We start from the raw sequence: 22,402 nt of genomic DNA on the forward strand, positions 1-22,402 counted from the left end.
TGAATATTCGTTATCCTTGACGACAATACTACGAAGGAGGCACACATCCATGAAACATTTCGCTCCATCCATCGCCATCGATCGGCTTCCTGCTCCCGTTTTCGCTGAACTTGCGAACCGGATCGGTGCTGTGAAAGCTGCCGGGCATGATGTCATTACCCTTGGTCAAGGAACACCCGATCAAACGACGCCCGTACATATTCTCGACGCCTTGAAACAGGCGATCGATGAGCCAACAAACCTTCAATATCCACCATTTCGTGGACATGATTTTCTAAAGCAAGCCGTCGCGAGCTTTTATGCGAACGAATTCGGCGTCACGATCGATCCGGCAACCGAGGTCGCAATTCTTCTCGGTAGTAAAGCCGGAATCGTCGCCTTACCACAAACGATCGTCAATCCTGGAGAAGGTGTCATCGTCCCGGATCCGGGGTACCCGGATTACCTGTCTGGAGCAGCACTTGCTGGCGCTTACCCGATTACGCTTCCATTGCTTGAGAAAAATAACTTCCTGCCGGATTACGATTTACTTGATACGACAGATGTCGAGCGCGCCCGGATGTTGTTCCTCAATTACCCGAGTAATCCGACAGGTGCGACAGCGACAGCAGAAGCCTTCGAACAGACCGTTACCTTCGCGGATGCCCATGATATTTGTGTCGTCCATGATTTAGCCTACGGTGGCATCAGCTTTGATGGTCCCACACGAAGCTTCTTGCAGACGGAAGGGGCGAAGGAGGTCGGAATCGAGTTGTTCTCACTCTCGAAACGCTTCAACATGTCTGGCTTCCGAATCGCTTTCGCGATCGGAAATCCGTCCGTCATCTCAAGCATCGAGACGTATCAGGAACATCTCTACGTCAGTGCCTTCACACCGATCCAACATGCAGCGACCGTCGCTCTGACGAGTGACCAGACATGTGTCCGCGAGTTAAGTAGTCTGTACGAAACACGACGCGATGCGTTGTTCGCGAAACTCGATGCGATTGGCTGGAGTGGACCACGTCCGGGCGGTTCCTTCTTCGTCTGGCTTCCTGTTCCTGAAGGTTACACGTCCCAAAGCTTCACCGATCACCTGCTTGACGAAGCACACGTCGCTGTAACCCCTGGATCCTTCTTCGGCGAATACGGCGAAGGCTACGTCCGGATCAGCTTGATTGCTGACGTCGAACGTCTAGAAGAAGCCGTCGATCGAATCGGAACGCTCAACCTGTTCCGGACACCTGTTGCAGAATAATTCTGAAAAAACATTTGACAGATGGGAATCATTTCCGTTAAAGTAAATCCCAACAGCATAACTACTTATCGAGAGCGACCGAGGGATTAGGCCCAACGACGTCCGGCAACCACCTATCAGGAACGGTGCCACATCCTACAGAATGGATTCATTCTGAGAGATAAGTTACGAAATCTTACACTTTCGTCGCTTTTTCTGGTTGCTCTGCTACTAGGAAAAAGCGACTTTTTTTGTATGAGGAGATGAGCAGATGATTGAATTCAAACAGATTACGAAACGGTTCGTCCGAGACCGGACCCCGATTTTTGCATTACGAGATGTCGATTTGACGATTCAAAAAGGAGAAATTTTTGGGATCATCGGTGAATCCGGTGCCGGTAAGAGTACGTTGCTTCGTCTGATCAACGGTCTCGAGCATCCGACACAAGGAACGGTAAAGGTCGACGGTGTCTCGCTCGGCGGGATGTCAAAAGCAGATTTGCGTCAACTTCGCTTGCGGACAGGAATGATCTTTCAGCATTTCCAATTGATCCAGTCGCGTAATGTCGCAGATAACATTGCTTTTGCACTGAAGGCTGCCGGCGTCAAACGAGCAGATTTTCCGGAACGGATCCGTGAACTCGTCTCGCTCGTCGGACTCGAAGGATTCGAGACGAACTTCCCGAGTCAGTTGAGCGGCGGACAGAAACAGCGCGTTGGGATTGCCCGGGCACTCGCGAATGATCCAACCGTCTTGTTATGTGACGAAGCGACCTCTGCCCTTGATCCGGTCACGACGCTGCAGATTTTAGATTTGTTGAAAGATTTGAATGAACGACTCGGATTGACGATCGTCCTCATCACGCATGAGATCGATGTCGTCAAACAGATTTGCCATCGTGTCGCGGTCATGTCTCAAGGGGAAGTCGTCGAAGTTGCCTCTACATACGATTTGTTCAGTCAAGCCAAACATCCGGTGACACAACATTACGTCGACACGGCACTCCAGATCGAGCTACCGGAACGCATCTTGCAAGCGACACCGGGAAAGATCATCCGCCTACAGTTCACGGGCGAGAAGACCGGTGAAAGTACGTTGTCGGAAGCCATCCGTCGATACGATATCTCGGTCAGCATCCTGCACGGAAAAGTCGATTACATCCAAGACGTCGCTTTTGGTGTCCTAATCGTCAGCTTGACGGGATCCTCCGATCAAATCGCACCTGCTCTCGACTGGCTTGCGGCGGAACTTCATACGCTCGAGGTGATTCAGGATGTGGCTTGATCGTATACAAACGATGTTACCAGAGTTGTTGAAGGCACTTGGTGAGACGGCGTGGATGGTTGGCATTTCGCTTGCCTTCGCATTGGTCGTCGGGATTCCACTCGGGATTCTCCTGTTCGTCACCGACCGCGGTTTATTCTTTCAAAACATTGCCATCCGACGTGTCCTTGACTTCGTCGTCAACATCGTCCGGTCCTTGCCGTTCATCATCTTGCTTGTTGCCCTCATTCCATTAACGAAATTTTTGCTTGATAATACGATTGGTCCGACAGCAGCATCCGTCAGCCTCAGTGTCGCAGCGATTCCGTTTCTCGCACGACTCGTCGAAACATCACTGCGTGAGATTCCACCTGGTTTGATCGAAGCAGCGGAAGCGTGCGGTGCGAAACCATTACGGATCATCGTCAGTATCCTTTTACCAGAAGCACTCCCTGGCATCATTCAGGGCATCACGCTAACGACGATCAGTTTGATCGGCTTCTCGGCAATGGCTGGGATCGTCGGCGGCGGAGGTGTCGGTGACCTCGCGATCCGCTTCGGCTATTATCGCTATGATAATCTCATCATGATCGTGACGATCGTCGTCCTCATCGTCATCGTCCAGAGCATTCAAGCACTTGGCAATCAACTGGCGCGAAAAACAGACAAGCGCTAATCATACATATAAAGGGAGAGTTGAATCATGAAAAAACGATATGCCTTTTTAGCGACAGCCTTACTTGGTGCAGGAATCCTCGCAGGATGCGGAGACAGCAGTGCTGATGAAAAAGACAAGACGATCAAGATTGGGGCGACAAGCGGCCCTTATAGCGACATGGTCAAACAAGCGATTCAACCGCAACTCGAAAAGAAAGGCTATAAAGTCGAAATCGTCGAATTCAGCGATTATATCCAACCGAACATCGCACTCGGTAGCGGCAATATCGATGCTAACTTATTCCAACACTCGATTTACCTGAAGACGTTCTCTAAAGAAAAGAAGCTCGACCTTAAAGGACTCATCACTGTCCCGACGGCACCGATGGGACTATATAGTAAGACGGCGAAGACACTTGACGACGTCAAGACGGGTGCTGAAGTCGCGACGCCGAATGATCCGACGAACCAGGCACGCGCGCTGAACCTCTTGGCAGAACAAGGCTGGATCGAACTGAAGCCAGATGTCGATCCACTGACTGTTTCAGAGAAAGATATCGTTAAGAATCCGAAGAAACTCGTCATTAAACCACTCGAGGCGGCTCAACTACCACGCGCCGTCGAAAGCGTCGATATCTCAGCCGTTCCAGGGAACTTCGCTTTGGCTGCGAAATTCGATTTACTCGATGCGTTAGCACTTGAGACGATGGACGAACAATACCGGAACCTCATTGCTGTCCAAACGAAAGATGCAGACTCACAAGTCGCAAAAGACCTGAAGACAGCTGTCGAATCCGATGCATTCAACACAGTCATCGAAAAATCATTCAAAGGTTTCAGCAAGCCTGAATGGGCAAACTGATAAAAAACAACCGGATTCCAAAGAGACAATCTCTTTGAAATCCGGTTGTTTTGTGTTAGAACCGATACCACATCAGCTCTTCATCATGATAGGTATCATCGACTTTCAGCGCCCGTGGTTCGATCGCGTATGATTCAAAACCAAGTGATCGATACAACGCTTTAGCAGCTTCATTCGTCCGGACGACCGAGAGATGGACTTGCTCGATCACAGGATGCTGCTTTAATGTACGTAATGCCTCTTCTACGAGTTGCCGTCCGACCTGTTGTTTTCGGGCGCGTGGTGTGACGTACATCGCGAATAAATTCGCTCGATGTCGCATCTTGACCGGATCGGAGCAGACAATCGTGACGACACCGACGAGCTCTCCTTCATGAAACGCACCGAACGTCGCTGCTTGTTCACTTTGAAAACGCATAGCGTACTGGTCGACCGGCCGATCTTTTTCTGCATCATAATCAGAACCGAATGCTTCCGGATGATTCTGCAACGCTTCTAATCGTAACGCTTTATAAATTACTGCATCTTCTGGATTCAATCGACGGATTTCCAAACTCCCCACCCCCTACCTTTAGTATAGAACAAACAATCTCATGAAAAAGAGGACGATATCGCATGATATGTCCTCTTTTTCATCTATTCAGGGTGTTCGGAAATTAATCGTGAAGTACGGTGCGTTGTCACGAAATGCCACACCAACATCCGCTTGTTTGTACTCTTTTTTCAAAATATTTTCTCGGTGTCCTTGTGAATTCATTAGGCCCCAATGCGCCGCAAAGACGTTCGGATACCCCATCGAGAGGTTTTCGCCAGCATAGCTGAACGTGATTCCTCCGCGTTTCATCCGGTCGAACGGATCACGACCTTGTGGATCTGTATGCGAGAAGAAATTATGTTTCGCCATGTTTTCGCTGTGACCACGGGTGACCGGCTTCAATGCTGTGTACGGTGCTAACGGATTCAACTTATAATCAGCGCGTTCCCAGTTCATCAAGCGAAGCATCAGTTTCTCATCCGTCGTCCGTAGCGCATTTGACGATGTACCGTAGAAGCCTTTTTTCTTCGCTTCGACGTCTTTCGGAATCGCAAGTGTCGCTTTGACTTTATTGCCGTCATGTTGATCGAAAAAGTACGTCACATAGTTGCCTTTCTTCTCATAAACGGCGGCATGGTCCAGATTCAACATGTAGTTTGTGTTGCCTTTACGATAGGACTTCACTGCGGACCACCCCTTTTTCTTCAAGGAGGATTCCGTATCCTTATTCAATACTGCACCTTGTGTCGTCACACCGTTTTTGAAACGATATTTGCCGTAGTCCTTACCATCCTTCGTTAAGGCGACGAATTCTTCCGTTGAAGTCCGTCTGACTTCCCAGTCATATCCGGGATACTCACTGCTATATCGATCAATCAGCTTGCCGCCACTTTTCGGGTAATCGGCTTCTGCCTGTTCCATTGGAATGTTTTCGTAGCCGAAAAAGGCTACCGCTGCTACTCCGATGATCAACCATTTTTTCATGTCGTCGTTTCGCCTCCTTTAATCTCATTACCTTTATTTTAAAAGAAATTGTTCCCCCCGAACAGTCATCGGCTCTCATTTGTCTAAATCACATCTTCCGTCCACAAACCTGACACATTTCATGAGAACGCTCTTCCTTTAGTGAAATGCTTTCTTTTAAACGATTCTTGAAAACATTTAGTACAGAGACTAAAGTATATTCCCCTTTTCTTAAAATGTGTGAACATTCTTTTATTTCATTCTCAGCGAATTTTGGTTGCTCTCCTAATCTTGACTCGGTATCATTAAAATTCGTAAGCCAAACTTTCAATGCTTTTCCAAATAACATAATGATATGAAGGAGCTGACCTATGGTTTTACTGTATTTCATTTATGAATCCATTGCCTTTTTACCCATTCAACAATACTTATTCTCCGGCTGGATGATCCTTGTCGCCTTGACTGTATCCTTTAGCTTAGCCAATGCCCACGAAGATGTTCGTCTCAATCAACGACTTGGATTTGAAATACTCGTTCCAGGTTCCGGTATGTTGCTCTCAAAACAATTCATTCCTGGTCTCGCTATCATTCTATTATTGATCATCATTCACTTCACGTATATGTTCCGTGCCATCCCGTTACCCGTTGCCTTAATTTCCACACTCTCGATCAGTACACTCTCACTTCTTTTACTCTTTATCCCAGCACGCAAAAAAGCGGACCGTTAAGTCCGCTTTTTTTGATTTTATTGGTATTTCGTTGTTTCAGCTAGTTTGTATTTGTTCGACAATTCAAGCCAGATCGTTTTGCCTTTGATTGTCTTCACTTGAATATATGGACGCCCTTGAGACACGCGAAGTGCGAGCAATTCACCTTGTTGATCGGCGTGTGTTTCACTGGCTTTATCCCAGTTGCGACCCAATTTACGTTCAATGAAGATATGCTTCCCTTTTTGAACAGCACGCCAGATGCCGATTTCTGCTTTTCCTTTGACCGGTACTGCCGTTTGTGCACCTTGAATCGAGATGATCGCTGGATCGTGGTCACTCGCGCTACCGTCTGCTTCCATGTAATCCGAGTTGATGTTGACGATATCTGACGATGTATACGACTTCAAGTTATTCGAAATTAAGATATGGTCGAGCACTTGCGCATTTCCGTTGTAGACGTATGAGTAACGCTCAGATTTCGGAAGATCATCGACTGTATTCCAGAGATTTTTCCCTTTCAGGATGTCTAACGTTTCTGAGAACTGGAAGTCGTTGAGGTCACCAAGAACGACGACATTCGAATCTTTGACTTCCGTCTTCAATTCAGAGACGAAGTTTTGGACGATGTTCGCAATCGCATGACGCTGGACCTCACTCTTACGAACGACCGGTTGGTTTTTACCGAAGTCAGCTCCATCGCCACCTTTTGAGTTGAAGTGGTTGACGATGACATGATATGAATCACCATTGAAGAGGAATTCCGCGACGAGCGGTTTCCGCGAACTCGCGAAGTTCGGATCCGTCGGCTGAATGCGACCCGGGTTTTTCGTCAGCTTGCCATTTTCAACTGCCACGGCTTCCGTCGCTCCACCTTTTTCTCCTGGTGCGAGTGATACACGTGCTGGATTGTAGAGGAACCCGACACGGATGTTTCCGCCTGGTTGCCCGCCGTCCTTTTTATCTTCTGGTGCGATGTCCGTATACGCATACCGGACACCTGTTTTTGCTTCAATCGCTGCGATCAATGTCTCAAATGATTTCGAAGCGTCGACTGTGCCGCTATCCGTTGCGCCGTCGTTATCCTGCATCTCTGTCAAACCAACGATGTCTGGTGTCTTCAGGAATGTCGCGATGCCTTCCGAGACACGATCAACTTTTCCAGCATCCGCTGTCGACGCGAAGTTCTCGACATTGTATGAAGCGACAGTCAGGCGTGATTCACCCGTTTCGATGTTCGTCGGTTGACGTTCCACTTCGCTCGTAACGAGTTTCGGAAGGTCTGCTGCTTTTGCGAGTACTTTGTAAGCCGAATAGTTGTAGCTCATGACACCCTCAATCGTTCCATCGAATGTGTCTCCGGCTTTCGCACGATACGATGAACTTCCCATCTCGACGAACAAGCGCTCCGGATTGACGTTGTCCTTCGTCAGAATCGGTGTGCCACGTTTCGTATAGACCTTATTTGCGTCTGTTTGTGTACGAACTGGGATCGTCCGGTTCGCTTGTGGTCCTGTGACGATCGCGTTCGGTAAAGCAACACGCATGCCTTCTAAGCTTTCGTATAAATCGATCGCATCTTCTTCCGGGTCAAACTGAGCGAAGGAATCGTTATCGACGACTTGAGTCGGAATCAAGACGCCTTTATCACCAAGGACGATACTCGCTGGTAACCCTTCGTTGAGCGCACCCTTTACGAGATTGACCGTACTGATTTCCGTAACGGCTAGATCCGTATCGAATTTATCGCTGTATCCGCCAAGGATCCATTCCTTGACGTAACCTGTCGTCGCGACCTTTTGTCCAACGGCAGCACCGTGGTTTTTCGCGTAGACGAGAATACCTTCTGATGTCCGGCTGTCGTTATCCGGATTTGGATCCTGCATATAGAAGTTGTTCGCATCAACGACATACGTGACGACGCCCGTCGTCCGGACGAGTTGATCTGCGTATGGTGATGTGTGCGCGACGCCTTGGATACTGCTGATTTTAGTGATTGGTGGTGCGATGTAGTACTTGAATGTCGAGACAGCTGACGTTTTCCCATCCTTGACAGCAACCGCTTGAATCGTCACTTCGTCATTGATCGTAATCGGTGATGTGTAAACCGGACTGTCAACAGTCGGTGTCGTACCATCAACTGTATAATGAATCGTTCCTTCACCTGACAGTGTCACTTGGTCCCCACGCTCGACCTCACCAACTGGAGTAGCCGTTGGTGCAACGAGAATATCGCCGCCTTCCGTCTGATGGCTACCGAGATTCGTCAGTGTATCGACAGGAAAGCTCGTCCACTGTGATGGTTCATACGTCTTAACACCTGATGTAACACCTGATTTCCGAACAAGTGTCGTGTCTTTTGCGAAATCAACTGATGAACCGATCGGTCCGATGATATCAAGAACGACGTCGCCCTTTTTTAATGCAACTGGATCATTTCCGTTGAAGTTCAACGAACCCGTCGTCATTTGCGCTTTTGCTTTGATGTCTGCATTCGCACTTGCATTCGCGATAACGAATGTTTTACCTGGATCTACTTTCCCCGATAATGTGATTTTGGACTCAGATGGTCCACCGTTCGTGTATTGAACGAGTGTATAGTCTGCTAAATCAATGATTTGCCCCGATCCATTGTATAGCTCGATTGCCTTGTTGTTACTTGTTCCTTCTATGTATTCAGACAAGATGACGCCTTCGCCTTCTGCCCCGACAAGACCCGCTTGTGGAAGGATTCCTGCAGTCAATACTCCGGCCAATGCCCACTTTCCAAACGTACTGCCGTATTTCATGATGTGACCCCCTATTGAATTTTCTGACACTTCTTTATAATATCAGATTATATTCAAAAGAGTGTATATTTTTCGTAAAAAAGATACCATCCTTCGTAAAAGAAAGAAATGGTACCGATTACAATATTTTATTGTTCGTTTTTGTGACTTTCGTACCATTTTTCAGCTTGTGATGTCGCAATCGGAATAGCGCGTCCCTCTTCATACCCTTCTTCTAACAAAGTGTTCGCGATCTCAATCGCTTTTTTTCGAAGCGGTGGATCAAAGTTCTTGAATGAATCCGGATAGTTGTTCTCATTCCATGGCATGTCGTCACCCCCTTCTTTCCGCTTTACCCGAAAAAAGGCATAAAAAAAACGCCTCATCAGCGTGTCGTTGTTTTTGGTTGTCATGAGAATCGAGGATTACAGGTGATCAAAACACCTGAAACGACGAAAGCCCTACCTCTCTTTCGTTGTTACGGCTCCTTGGCCGCGCCAGCTGAATCAAGCATTTTAGCAAGAATCGTGATGCGTCTGCAACGGACGCATGATACTGGGATTTTTAGAAATAGCTCGGGAATGAGCGGAAAAGTATCGATTGGAAGGTTTATCTTGCTGGGTCGACTTCTTCCCGTAGTATGAAGAAGGACAAAATAAAAGCGATGACTTATGTCTGACTCATTTGTCAGTAGCGGTCTAAAAATCCTGACCTGTCGATTTAATTGTATGATATGGATTGAAGATTCTCACATGAGTGATCATCCCCGATTCATGACTTATATTAATTTATCATACTTTCTTTTATAAAGTCAATCTTTCTTTTGGGAAATCGTTTTCCCTCGTCTTGGAATCAGAGTTGCACCTGCTACAAAAGCCGAGTATCGTGAAGAGGACTCATTACTATAGAAGAAACGAGGGAAATCCATCATGTCGAATCGACTTATCCATGAAACGAGTCCCTATCTATTGCAACATGCCCACCACCCTGTCGATTGGTATCCCTGGGGTGAGGATGCCTTCACTGCCGCACGCGAGACTGGTAAGCCAATCTTTTTATCGATCGGGTATTCGACGTGCCACTGGTGCCATGTGCTGTCTCGCGAAAGTTTCGAAGATGAAGAAACGGCACGACTCTTAAATGAACGCTATATCTCGATCAAAGTCGACCGAGAAGAACGTCCCGACATCGATCATTTGTACATGACGGCTGCTCAAGTCATGAATGGACAAGGCGGCTGGCCGCTGAGCGTCTTCATGACAGCGGATCAACAACCATTTTATATCGGCACGTATTTTCCAAAAACGCCTCAGTTCAATCGTCCGAGTTTTCGTCAAGTGACACTCCAGCTCAGCGAACAATTCCGCCGTTCACCAGAGAAAATCGCACAAGTCGGTCAGAATATGTCGCAGACGCTTCGCGACGTATTGCAGCCTGCGACGTCTACCCGTACTTGGAATGAATCGATCATTCATGACACTTTCGATCAAGCGATGCGACGATTTGATCGTCAACATGGCGGATTCGGAGAGGCACCGAAGTTCCCGTCGCCTGCCCTGCTCCGTTTCTTGCTCGATTATTATCAGTTCGCGGAAGACGAGACGGCACTTCATATGGTCATGCGATCGCTGATCGCGATGCGTGACGGCGGGATGACGGATCAAGTCGGCTACGGTCTATTCCGCTACACGGTCGATGCCAAGTGGGAAATTCCTCATTTCGAGAAGATGCTCTATGACAATGCCTGGTTTGCGACAGTATGCATCGAAACGTATCAAGCATCGGGTCAAATTCGCTTCCGTCGCTATGCAGAAGAAGTGCTGACGTTTGTAGAACAGGAGCTGACCGCACCGGACGGCACCTTTTATGCTGCACTGGATGCAGATAGCGAAGGGGGCGAAGGACATTTTTATACGTTCACGGAGCGTGAGCTGACCGATTTACTCGGACCAAACGCGCTGTTCCCCCGCTTCTATCATGCTTCATCATCGGGAAACTTTGAGGGACGGAACGTCTTTTACCGGACAGGACGAACACTCGAGGCATTCGCACGTTTTATTCACTTGTCGCTTGCTGAAACAGCGTCGCAACTCGAACACGAGCGCCAAATTCTTCTTCGTGCGCGAAATGAACGCATGCGACCGTTCCGTGATGATAAACGGTTGACATCGTGGAATGCGATGATGATCTCGACGTTCGCTAAAGCCGGTCGTGTGTTTGGCGAACCGCATTATACGCATGTCGCAACGCGTGCCATGACGTCACTCGAACGATTCGTTCGTACCGAACAGCACCTTGCTGTCCATTACCGCGATGGCCAAGTGACCGGTCACGGTTTCCTCGATGACTATGCGTACATGATTGATGCACATCTTGAACTATTCCAGTCTACACACCATGCTCTCCATCTAAAGGAAGCTTTAGCTTTCGCAGATGTGCTGCAGGATCAATTCCAGACAGTAGATGGTTATTTTTATCTGACGTCGTCACGCTCCGACAAACTACTTGTTCGTCCACTCGATCTGTATGATGGCGTCACACCTGCCGGAAATAGCGTTGCCTTGAACGCCCTTTTCACGCTCAGTCGTCTTACTGGTCGTCTCGTTTATCAAGAGAGTGCTGAACGGGCTCTCGCAACCTTAATAGAGGAAGTCGAGCAACAACCGACCGGATTCGCCTCACTTGTCAGTACCTTCACCTACCGGCAGATGGAACCGAAGGAATTGATTATCTTGCTTCCGGAAGAAGTAGACATCCCGCTCGAAATCAAGCAACTGCAACAGTTACGCTTACCGGAAGTTGCTTTGTTGATCGGTACGAAGCGCGATCTTCTTCCGCACGTCCCACTCCTCGCGGATTATCCAGAACCAGACGAGCCAATGGCTTACCTCTGTCATGATTTTGCTTGTGAACGCCCGACGACGAATTTAACAGAAATCCTCGCACGTCTCAATATCTGACCATATTCCCTCTTGTTTAAAAAACAGGAGGGTTTTTCAAAAAACCAGTCCCCTTTTTTCAAAAATATCCAACATCTTATTCATAAAAATCCGATATTGTCGATAGTAAGGACAGGCAATAGATTTAACAACTTAGACTTAGACATCCTAGAAGCCGATTCCGTCCATCCAGACGAATATCTACTAGGAGGAAAGATACTTTGAACACGACATCATTCTCGAAGACCTTGAAGGTGTTCGCAAGCTTTCTCATCGTTTTCAGCATCGTATTGACATCTCTCCCGATGGCTGAAGCAGCAACGACGAAAGCGACGACCTATCGTCTGTCTACCGATAGTTATCTGTACGATAAGACGGCATCTTCTCGGAAACGCTTGTTGACGATCAAGACCGGAACTGTCGTTTCATCCACGTATGCTTCTGGCTCGTTCAGAAGGGTCACATATGCTGGAAAAACGGGATATGTTGCGTCGAAATACCTCACGCTGTACGAAAAGAAACAATCCGTTTCAGGACAGCGCTACCTTGTCCTCAAAAAGACACCGATCAAAAAGACAGCAGTGGATACTGCAACGACGATCGGCACGTTGAACGAAGAGGATGTGTACTACACGTCACAACGTGTGACGAATCCATATGGCGAGACATGGTACCGCGTCAAATATGACGGCAAGACAGGCTATGTCGTTGCTGGCGCAAAAGCGGTCGCGTATAAAAAGGTGACGAACACGACGTTAAAAACGATCGATGCTTTCATCTTGCGTCAGTACGCCGGAACAGGTTATCCCAAAGTTCAGACCATTCCATCTGGAAAAGACGTCAAAGTCGTCGGCCGGATCGAAAAATGGGTCAGTATCCAGTACGACGGGGAGACAGGCTACATGCATCAAGATGCGTTCGCCTCTTCTGAAAAGCAAAATGTGACACTGATTCCACAAACACGGTATCAGACGAAAAGTGTGACACCACTTTACAGTCAAGCCGAGGCAAAACAAAGTCTAGCGAGTCTACCAAAAGGTACGGTCGTCACTTCGAATGCTAAGACGGCAATTTATCATCAAGTCACATATGCCGGAAAGACAGGGTATGTCTTATCCGCTACGTTGGCAGAGTACACAGAAAAAACAAAGCTTCCGTCTTCACGCTTCTTGTTGACATCACCACTCGTCATCAAAACGACACCTGCCGCGAATGCAAAAACACTTGCGACACTGAGTGCCGGAAACGTCTATTATACGAAAACACGTGTGACGAATCCGCTCGGCGAAACATGGCATCAAGTATCGAAGGAAGGCAAAATCGGATTCGTACCAGCCAATCAAGTAACACCGATTACGTACGAAACTGAATCAAAGCTCTCTTTAAAAACGACGGCATCGACGGCGATTCGTTCCTATGCGGGTCCATCGTATGCAACAGTGCAAACGATCCCGAGCAATACCGTCATCAAAATTTCTGGACGAATCGGGAATTGGTACCGGGTCAGTTATAACGGTAAAACGGGATATGCCGCATCAAACACGTTTACGACACTTGCAACGAAGCAGAAAATTGCAGGTGCACGCTTTGAGCTTGAAAAAGCAGTTTCCATCAAATCTTCACCCGACGCACAAGCATCGACACTTGCAACACTGCAGAGCGGTGACATCTATTACACGACACAGCTCGTCACGTCAAACGGACAGCAATGGCATCGTGTAAGCAAAGATGGAAAGACGGGCTACATCCCAGTCAACCAAGGCAAGAGTGTGCAGTACCAATCGGACCGGATCGTCATGCAGACGACGGCTTCGACTCCACTTCGCTCGTATGCCGGAAACACTTACGCGACCGTTAAAACGATTCCTTCTGGTACAAGCATTACCGTCACTGGAATGATCGATGACTGGTATCGCGTGACGTACAGCGGGAAGACGGGTTATATCGCTTCACGTTACGCCAAGGAAAAAGTCATGACGCAATCGATTCCTTCTTCTTATTATCGCCTTGAACGTACCGTCGAAGTGAAAGCATCGCACCATGCGACAGCAGAAACCGTCGTTCGCCTTTCTTCTGGAGACGTCTACACGACGAATCAAGTCGTCACGAATGGTCATTCCGAGCAATGGCATCGCCTGACAGTCGATGGGAAGACCGGCTACGTTCAAATCAATCAAGGTTCACCGGTCACCTATGAGAGCGTTAATAATCACCGCTATCAAGCAACGACGGATACGACACTCCAATCGGATGCCGGTTCCGCTTATGCGACAGTGACGAAGCTGCCAAAAGCAGCCGTCGTTCAAGTAACAGGCAGTCTCGATCAGTGGTTAAAGATCAGCTACGCTGGGAAAAATGGCTATGTCTTAAAATCAACACTGACACCGTATACCGAAACGAAAAAGATCACAGGTGCACGCTTCTTGGCGAATGAATCGCTCGTCGTCAAACAAGCACCGGACGATCAAGCATCGAATGTCACGACACTCGCGTTCGGAAATGTCTATTACACTTCTGCTTTGATCACGTCGTACACGAACACGTCGTGGCATAAAGTAACGATCGACGGGAAAACGGGTTATATCCGTACCGGACAAAATACGTCATCGATCAAATATGAATCAAAGGACAAAATGTATGTACGGGCAACATCAGACGCTGCCTTACGGTCTTACGTTGGTAGCTCCTATAATGTCATCAAGACGATTCCGAAAAACCTCGTCGTTACTGTCTCCGGTCAAATCGGTGATTGGTATAAGATTTCGTATGATGGAAAAAGTGGGTACGCGTATAAGGGGGCGTTCGTGACGACTTCTTCGAAATTAAACGTCTATAATTCTGTCGCGACACCGTATACGTTCGATACCTTCATCAGCGCCCAGATGAAACTGAACCCACCACCACAAACGGATATCTATAAAGATAAATTGATGTATGTCAGTACGGGTTACGTCCGTCTCGGCGGCGCACTTGATCCAGTCAATGGAACCATTGCGACTGTCACAGCGACGACACCACTTAACATCCGCTCTGGTGCTTCGACGGCGAGTCACGTCTACGGTCAGTTCCAACCCGGTCGAATGATTCGCGTCTATCAATCAGTCAGTGGCTTCTATACGACAAAGCCACGTGTCTACACGAGTGCGACAAGTGGTTACTCAACGATCCAATGGTTGAATGCCCTCGAAACGGACGTCCGTGATGTTGCCGATCCACTGAAAGTCGACCGCAACTCTTCGGCGTTCTATCAGTTCCTCGATCTCTCGAAAACGACAGGAGCATCGGCTGCGACACTTGATAAGATGTTAGCGAACGTAACGAAAGGACTCGGGATCTTCAACAAGTGTAGCAACGGTAGTTGTGGACAAGCGTTCATCGATGCTGGTCAAAAATACAGCGTCAACGAAGCTTACTTGATCTCACACGCTTTACTTGAGACAGGTAATGGTCAATCAAAACTGGCAATGGGTGTGACATGGAATGGACGTAAAGTCTATAACATGTATGGAATCGGTGCGTATGATTATGATGCGATCAACACCGGCGCTGCTTATGCCTATAAAATGGGCTGGTTCACACCAGAAGCGGCAATCGTCGGTGGTGCTGAATTCATCAGCACGAAGTACATCCATAATGAATACGGACAAAACACGCTCTACAAGATGCGTTGGAGTCCGATGCGTCCTGGTAGCCATCAATACGCAACAGACATGGGATGGGCCGTTAAGCAAACGTCTCGGATCTATTCACTCTATCAACAGATGGATAGCTACACAGCTGTCTTTGATATTCCAGTCTTCGCTCGTTAAGGAGACGATGAACCAACGTCTTTAAATCAATGAATGTGTTCCAACATCAAAAAAGGAAAGACCGTTCTGGTGATCCCACCGGAACGGTCTTTCCTTTTTCATTAGTAGCGAACGAGCAGGATCATCCTCAACTCCTGCAGGAAAAGAAAGCGCGCTCGACGCTTTCGACAGGGATAGGTAAGACCCGGTAGACGGTATGAAATGCGAGGATGTCGCAGCTTACCTCCCGCCTGCGGAAAGGGAGGATGACCAACTGACTCGTTCGTCTTATGAAACGATAGACTGATGATCTTGTGAAGAAAACCCCTGCATTTACGCGGAAGGGCTCCCCTAGCGTTCTAAGTCATCGGCGACGATTTGGATATCGATGCCGCGGACATGACGCATGATTTCATTAATGATCGATCCACGTCGGATTTCCTGCCAGCGGGTCCGCGCGGATTGACCGAGAACGATTTGCGTGATGCGATGATGTTTGGCAGCGGCGGTAATCGCTTGAGCAATCGAACGTTCGCCTTGAATCCGGATCAGCACTTTTGCTCCGAACAAGGCACCACTCTCCCGCACCATCGCAAGCACTTCCTTCTGTTTCGCATTCAATTGATTTTCCGCTGTCGGTAAAATCGTCAGAACATACAGTTCCGCCTTTAATCGACTTGCCATGCGAAATCCGCGATAGATCAACTTTCGCGCGTTATCATTAAGCTGGATGCAGACGAGAATCCGTTCTTGTAATGTCGCTGGGTCTTTTTCAATCAACAAACGTGATTGATAGACTTGATCGTCGACTTCGTCCGCGACTTGTCGTAACGATAACTCCCGTAAGCTAGCGAGATTCTGAAGCGAGAAGAACGAATTCAGACTCTGTTCAATCTTTTCTTTCTTGTAGATTTTCCCTTGCTCGAGTCTCTCCCGTAACGTTTGCGGCGTCACGTCGACGAGTAAGATCTCATCGGCCTCTCCGAGAAATGGATCCGGGATTCGCTCCCGGACCTCGACACCCGTCACTTCTTTGACTTTAAAGAGTAAGCTTTCGAAGTGCTGGATGTTGACGGCCGAGTAAACGTTGATCCCGGCGTCAAGGAGTGCCGCGACATCTTGATAGCGTTTTTTCCGTTCTGATCCGGGAGCATTCGTATGCGCCAGTTCATCGATCAAGACAATATCCGGGTGACGGGCAATGATCGCGTCCACGTTCACCTCAGGAAACACTTTCTCTTTATAGACGACTTCAAGTAACGGGACTTGTTCGAGCTGTCCGACCATCTCCGCCGTCTCTTTTCGACCGTGCGTCTCGATCAGACCGATGACGACATCCTTGCCTTCAAGCGTCAAGGTTCGTGCATCGGCAAGCATCTTATACGTCTTTCCGACACCAGGAGCTGAGCCGATATAAAGCTTCAGCTTTCCCCGTGTCATGATTTGCTCCGATCAAGTGCCAGGTTCAAAAGGAGGACATTGACGTAATCATGCGTCCCGGCTTCTTTCGTGATTAGCTTGCGTACCTCGTCACGCGATAGGTCGCGTGCGGTTGCGATACGCTTCGCTTGATCCAAAGCATAAGCGACTGAGATGTGCGGATCGAAACCAGAACCGGATGTCACGAGGGCATCGTCCGGAAGCGAAGCGCCGTCCTCTCGGTTCTGTTTCTGCAATGCCGCTATCTTCGTACCAAGCTCCGGGTTCGATGCTGCTAGGTTATCCCCAGCAGATGACCCCGCTAATTGATCGACCGCTGAGGGGCGTCCGTGAAAATACTGTTTCGACGTGAACGGTTGCGCGATCAATTCCGATCCAATGAATTTTCCGTTTTCCTGTACGAGTGAGCCGGCTGCTTTATCCGGCACGAGAATCTGACCGAACAGCGTCAGCAAGGCGGGAAAGACGATCCCGCATAATGCTGTGATGAAGATCGTCACACGAATGGCTTGTTTCATGATTCGTTTTCTCCTTAAAGGATGCTTGCAAGCAAGACATCGATGATTTTAATCCCAATGAACGGTACGATGACACCGCCAAGACCGTAGATGAGTAAGTTACGCCCGAGCAATTGATCGGCTGTCATCGGTTTATACGAGACACCTTTCATCGCGAGCGGGATCAGCATCGGAATGATGATCGCGTTGAAGATTAGGGCCGACAAAATTGCTGTCGTCGGGGAATCGAGTCGCATGATGTTGAGTACTTCCATTTGTGGAATCGCGACCATGAACATCGCCGGGATGATCGCAAAATATTTTGCAACATCGTTGGCAATCGAGAATGTCGTCAACGCTCCCCGTGTCATCAAGAGCTGCTTCCCGATTTCGACGACTTCGATGATCTTCGTTGGGTTCGAATCAAGATCGATCATGTTCGCTGCTTCTTTCGCGGCTTGTGTCCCACTGTTCATCGCTAGACCCACGTCCGCTTGCGCGAGCGCTGGTGCATCATTCGTACCGTCTCCTGTCATCGCGACGAGGTGACCGGCTGCTTGTTCTTGCTGGATGACACGGATTTTATCTTCCGGTTTACATTCGGCGACGAAGTCATCAACGCCTGCTTCGCGAGCGATCGTTGCTGCCGTCAACGGGTTGTCGCCGGTACACATGATCGTTTTGATCCCCATCTCACGCAACCGATCAAACCGTTCCCGCATTCCTGGTTTGACGGTGTCTTTCAAGTAAATGACTCCAAGAATCGTCGCATCTATCGCAACGACAAGTGGGGTTCCACCTAAGCGTGAGACTGAATCGATCGTTTCTTGCAAATCATTCGGAATCGTTCCGCCTTGTTCTGTCACCCATTCTTGAATTGCTTGACCCGCCCCTTTCCGTACACGACGACCATCCGTCAAATCCAGACCTGACATCCGTGTTTCCGCACGGAACGGAATGATTTCTGCTCCATCTAACCACTCGCGTTCGACTGGCATGTCTCGTAGTTCTGCGAGTTCTAGGACAGAACGTCCTTCCGGTGTCTCATCGGCTAAAGAAGCGATGATCGCCCCTTCGAATGCTTGCTCGACAGAGCGTCCACCGACCGGCGTGATCTCTGACGCCATCCGGTTTCCGAACGTGATCGTTCCCGTTTTATCTAAGATGATTGTTTGGATATCCCCTGCTGCTTCGACCGCCTTCCCGCTCATCGCGATGACGTTAAAACGGGTGACACGGTCCATCCCGGCGATGCCGATCGCGGACAGCAAACCACCGATCGTCGTCGGAATCAAACAGACGAGCAAAGCGATCAAGATTGGACCAGAAAGATTGAATCCAAGATAGTTCGTAAAGACGGGTAACGTCATGACGACGAGTAAGAAAATCAATGTCAAGCTCGTCAACAGTGTTGATAAAGCGAGCTCGTTCGGTGTCTTTTGACGGCTTGCGCCTTCGACAAGCGCAATCATCTGATCGAGGAACGATTCCCCTGGATTACTCGTGATCCGGACTTCAATCTCATCACTAACGACGAGTGTTCCACCGATGACCGACGAGAAATCACCCCCCGCTTCCTTGATGACTGGTGCCGATTCCCCTGTGATCGCCGATTCATCAATTGAAGCAAGACCTTTGATGATCTCACCGTCACCTGGTACATATTCACCGGCCCGGACGAAGACGATGTCGCCTTTCCGGAGTGTCGCGGACGAGACGCTCTCAATCAATTGTCCGACACGTTTACGAGCCATGACGTCCGCTTTCGATGCTTTTAGCGAGTCTGCTTGTGCTTTCCCGCGTCCTTCGGCGATTGATTCTGCGAAGTTCGCGAACAAGACCGTCAAGAAGAGGATGATGCTGACCGTCAAGTTAAAACCACGCATCTGATCAATGAAGATCGTATAGCCGATTGCGAGCAAACAACCGATCCAGACGACGAACATGATTGGTTGTTTGATCATGTTGACGGGATTCATTTTTTTAAAGGCGTCGATTGTCGCCTGGCGGACAATCGAGCCATTGATTGCTGATTTGGATTGCTGATCCGGCTGCCCATTCGGTTGGTGTTCGTCGGACGTCGGATGCATGATACGTTCCATCATATGCTTTTATCTCCTGTTCACATCGTCAGCCAGTCCGCGACCGGTCCAAGTACGAGCACTGGCAAGAATGTCAATGCACCGACGAGTACGACCGTACCGAGGAAGACTGTTCCGAAGAGTGGTGTGTCTGTTTTGAATGAAAACTCATCTTGCGGCACGGATGGCTTCGCTTTCAGCGAACCAACGATCGCAAGCATTAAAATCAATGGGATGTAACGTCCGAAAAATAACGCAAACGATGTCGAGACGTTCCAGTAGACATTCGCGTCCCCGAGCCCTTCGAATCCGGAACCATTATTGGCTGTCGCTGACGTGAATTCGTACAAGACTTGTGATAGCCCGTGATAGCCTGGATTCGAGATGCCAGCGACGCCTGGTGCGACGTACATGGAGATTGCCGTTCCGACGAGAATCAAGAATGGTGGCACAAGAAGTGCGATCGCGATCATCTTCACTTCGAACGTCTCGATTTTCTTACCGAGGAACGTTGGTGTCCGACCGATCAAGAGACCTGTCAGGAAAACTGCGACGAAAGCATAAAGCAAGACATTCAAGAATCCAGCTCCGGCACCGCCGTACACGACGTTGAGCATCATGTTTCCGAGCTGAATCAATCCAGCAAGCGGATGGAGTGAGTCATGCATCGCATTGACCGCACCGGTTTCAGCTGCTGTCGTAATCGAGCTATAGAGCGCTGTACCGACTTGACCGAAGCGTAATTCCTGACCGTGTGCAGTCGGGTTCGCAAATAGGCTACCTGCCATGCCGAACGTCATCATGATAAATAAAATCGTCATGACACCAAGGAAAAGCCGCCCCTGTTTCGCAGAACCGATGATTTTTCCATACGCGACAGGAAGTGACATTGGAATCAATAACATCAAGAACATCTGGATGAAGTTAACGAACTGATTCGGATTCTCAAACGGATGGGCACCGTTTGCTCCGAAGGAACCACCGCCGTTGTTACCAAGCTGTTTGATGACTTCAAACGCGGCGACCGGTCCACGGTAAATCAACTGCTTCGCCCCTTCAAGCGTCGTGACGCTGATTGCGCCACCAAACGTCTGTGGTACGCCGAGTAAAATCATCAACATCCCGAAGAAGAATGAGATCGGAAGCAGGATACGTGTGATGAAGCGAACGAAGTCGGCATAAAAGTTACCGAGCGGTTTATTCGCAAGACCACGGATGACAGCGATACAGACCGTGAATGCCATCGTCGGTGCGACGAATAACATCGTTCCGAGGACGAACGTTTGTGAGAGATACGATAACGCTTCACCCGAATAATGCTGTTGATCGGTGTTCGTCATGAAGCTGATCGTCGTATGAAGCGCTGTCGACCAGTCAAGATTAGCGGCGCCGTTCGGATTGAGCGGTAGACTTCCTTGAAAGCGAAGCAACAAATACCCACCGATGAAAAACAGTAGATTGACGACTAATAGACTTTTTGAATAGCCGACCCAGGATTGATCTTGTTTCTTTTCATCGACACCAAGTAACGATAGAAGGCGTCGTTCGACCTTACCGATTGTATCGACCCGACGCTCTGCGATCGGTGCGAAGTACATCCCGATGTAGCGACCGAGCAAGACCGCTGCACAAAGTGCAATGACGAGTAGGATCCAAAATTGGATTAGGAATTGAGTCCACATGTTTTTCTTTTCTCCCTATGCGATTAGAATTTTTCTGGATACATCAGACAATAACCGAGATACAAAAAGACGAGACAACCCGTCGTTAGTAAAAACCACGTCATTTCCGGTCACCCGCTTTCCACTGGACACGTTCGATCAGTCGAATCATTCCGAACGTCGTACCGAAGAAGAAGACGAGCAGTACGATACTCCATAGTTCTCCCATTATGAAATTACCCCCATATTATTCAATATTTTTACAATTAAGCACGACAAAAAGACGATGTGAGGCGAAAAACGGCCCCAGCATCGCCTTTATAACTTGGCATACTGAAAAAGAGTCGTTCCCTCCTAAAAACGCCTGCGAGGTTAGCTGTCGGATTCGGGCATACCTAGGATTTCGCCCTACCTTTCCCGTTCGGAAAGGATTCACCCCGTGTCACGTGTCGTGACGATTGGGTCCCCCGCTTCAATCATGAATTCGGCGTACTTTGAGATCGAAGCATTAACATGTTAGTGTTCGTTGATGAGATGGATATTACTCCGTTTTTTTAAGGTTGTAAATAGAAAAAATGAAAAAAAATAGTCTGATTTTTTAATGACTTACTTTCGAAAAATAGTGTTTTTTAACTCTATGCTATAGAAGAAAAAAAACCGCAGAAATCGATTCTTTCATCTAAAATGGAGGAGCTCCTTTTTAGATCGAATCGCTCTGCGGTTTCATAAGCAAATCAGAATTATGATTGCTGATTCATTTTGGCATGGACCGTCAAAGGAGCTAGCATCGTCACCCATAGGGCAACCACTCCAGAAACAAGAATCACAATATCGCGTTCGAATCCAAGCGTCAATAAGGTAATACAACTTCCGACGAGGACGAGACAAAGCGTCGCGATCATGACGAACCGCGATTGTTTCAACATTTTTCTCATGTGGCATCTCTCCTTTCCTTCCATATTCCTTGTAATCGTAACAAAAATTCGTCGAAAAAACGTCGCTGACACCCGATTGTGATGTTTCT

16 protein-coding genes and 2 riboswitches are annotated in these 22,402 nt (G+C 48.4%); of the genes, 7 read left to right on the forward strand and 9 right to left on the reverse strand.

Annotated elements, in window-relative coordinates:
* Window positions 1–49 precede the first annotated feature (49 nt).
* From Q9R23_RS06785 to Q9R23_RS06800, 4 genes are all read left to right on the forward strand, one after another.
* Window positions 50–1,237, forward strand: coding sequence for an aminotransferase class I/II-fold pyridoxal phosphate-dependent enzyme (locus Q9R23_RS06785; RefSeq protein WP_311246647.1), 1,188 nt, complete (start codon window positions 50–52; stop codon window positions 1,235–1,237).
* Window positions 1,238–1,299: 62 nt separating this feature from the next.
* Window positions 1,300–1,404: riboswitch (SAM riboswitch) on the forward strand.
* An 83-nt stretch (window positions 1,405–1,487) separates the two neighbouring features.
* Window positions 1,488–2,501 (forward strand): methionine ABC transporter ATP-binding protein, encoded by a 1,014-nt coding sequence (locus Q9R23_RS06790; RefSeq protein WP_035410309.1) that lies wholly within the window; start codon window positions 1,488–1,490, stop codon window positions 2,499–2,501.
* Window positions 2,491–3,156 carry a methionine ABC transporter permease gene (locus Q9R23_RS06795; protein WP_035410311.1) on the forward strand — a complete coding sequence of 222 codons (666 nt, stop codon included), beginning with the start codon at window positions 2,491–2,493 and terminating at the stop codon, window positions 3,154–3,156. The genes Q9R23_RS06790 and Q9R23_RS06795 overlap by 11 nt, the downstream gene beginning before the upstream one ends.
* A gap of 27 nt (window positions 3,157–3,183) precedes the next feature.
* On the forward strand, window positions 3,184–3,999 hold the full coding sequence (locus tag Q9R23_RS06800) for a MetQ/NlpA family ABC transporter substrate-binding protein (protein ID WP_311246648.1): 816 nt from the start codon (window positions 3,184–3,186) through the stop codon (window positions 3,997–3,999).
* Between the two features lie 55 nt (window positions 4,000–4,054).
* Here Q9R23_RS06800 and Q9R23_RS06805 read toward each other — a convergent pair whose 3' ends face one another.
* On the reverse strand, window positions 4,055–4,552 hold the full coding sequence (locus tag Q9R23_RS06805; RefSeq protein WP_290756702.1) for a GNAT family N-acetyltransferase: 498 nt from the start codon (window positions 4,550–4,552) through the stop codon (window positions 4,055–4,057).
* Window positions 4,553–4,639: 87 nt separating this feature from the next.
* Window positions 4,640–5,518 (reverse strand): CAP domain-containing protein, encoded by an 879-nt coding sequence (locus tag Q9R23_RS06810; protein ID WP_214852329.1) that lies wholly within the window; start codon window positions 5,516–5,518, stop codon window positions 4,640–4,642.
* Window positions 5,519–5,868: 350 nt separating this feature from the next.
* Between Q9R23_RS06810 and Q9R23_RS06815 the strand changes: the two genes are divergently transcribed.
* Entirely contained in the window at window positions 5,869–6,225 is a 357-nt protein-coding gene (locus Q9R23_RS06815) for a hypothetical protein (protein WP_035410328.1), read from the forward strand.
* Window positions 6,226–6,242: 17 nt separating this feature from the next.
* Here Q9R23_RS06815 and Q9R23_RS06820 read toward each other — a convergent pair whose 3' ends face one another.
* Window positions 6,243–8,993, reverse strand: coding sequence for an FN3 associated domain-containing protein (locus Q9R23_RS06820; RefSeq protein ID WP_311246649.1), 2,751 nt, complete (start codon window positions 8,991–8,993; stop codon window positions 6,243–6,245).
* A gap of 128 nt (window positions 8,994–9,121) precedes the next feature.
* Complete coding sequence (locus Q9R23_RS06825; protein WP_311246650.1) at window positions 9,122–9,301, reverse strand: DUF2188 domain-containing protein; 180 nt, start codon at window positions 9,299–9,301, stop codon at window positions 9,122–9,124.
* 600 nt (window positions 9,302–9,901) lie between these two features.
* Here Q9R23_RS06825 and Q9R23_RS06830 point away from each other — a divergent pair.
* Both Q9R23_RS06830 and Q9R23_RS06835 read left to right on the forward strand, forming a co-directional pair.
* Entirely contained in the window at window positions 9,902–11,932 is a 2,031-nt protein-coding gene (locus tag Q9R23_RS06830; RefSeq protein WP_311246651.1) for a thioredoxin domain-containing protein, read from the forward strand.
* 200 nt (window positions 11,933–12,132) lie between these two features.
* On the forward strand, window positions 12,133–15,720 hold the full coding sequence (locus Q9R23_RS06835) for an SH3 domain-containing protein (protein ID WP_311246652.1): 3,588 nt from the start codon (window positions 12,133–12,135) through the stop codon (window positions 15,718–15,720).
* Between the two features lie 330 nt (window positions 15,721–16,050).
* Here the strand turns inward: Q9R23_RS06835 and Q9R23_RS06840 are convergent, their stop codons facing one another.
* From Q9R23_RS06840 to Q9R23_RS06860, 5 genes are all read right to left on the reverse strand, one after another.
* Window positions 16,051–17,139: a universal stress protein gene (locus Q9R23_RS06840; protein ID WP_311246653.1), complete on the reverse strand. Its 1,089-nt coding sequence runs from the start codon at window positions 17,137–17,139 to the stop codon at window positions 16,051–16,053.
* Window positions 17,136–17,657 (reverse strand): K(+)-transporting ATPase subunit C, encoded by a 522-nt coding sequence (gene kdpC, locus Q9R23_RS06845; protein ID WP_290784486.1) that lies wholly within the window; start codon window positions 17,655–17,657, stop codon window positions 17,136–17,138. Before kdpC ends, Q9R23_RS06840 begins: the two co-directional genes overlap by 4 nt.
* 14 nt (window positions 17,658–17,671) lie before the next feature.
* Entirely contained in the window at window positions 17,672–19,741 is a 2,070-nt protein-coding gene (gene kdpB, locus Q9R23_RS06850) for a potassium-transporting ATPase subunit KdpB (protein ID WP_396136360.1), read from the reverse strand.
* Between the two features lie 17 nt (window positions 19,742–19,758).
* Window positions 19,759–21,399: a potassium-transporting ATPase subunit KdpA gene (gene kdpA, locus Q9R23_RS06855; protein ID WP_290756681.1), complete on the reverse strand. Its 1,641-nt coding sequence runs from the start codon at window positions 21,397–21,399 to the stop codon at window positions 19,759–19,761.
* A 325-nt stretch (window positions 21,400–21,724) separates the two neighbouring features.
* Window positions 21,725–21,878: riboswitch (cyclic di-AMP (ydaO/yuaA leader) on the reverse strand.
* Window positions 21,879–22,118: 240 nt separating this feature from the next.
* Window positions 22,119–22,313, reverse strand: coding sequence for a hypothetical protein (locus Q9R23_RS06860; protein WP_023469379.1), 195 nt, complete (start codon window positions 22,311–22,313; stop codon window positions 22,119–22,121).
* Between the last annotated feature and the right edge of the window lie 89 nt (window positions 22,314–22,402).

Source organism: Exiguobacterium sp. BRG2, from assembly GCF_031844245.1.
Lineage (GTDB): Bacteria > Bacillota > Bacilli > Exiguobacteriales > Exiguobacteriaceae > Exiguobacterium_A.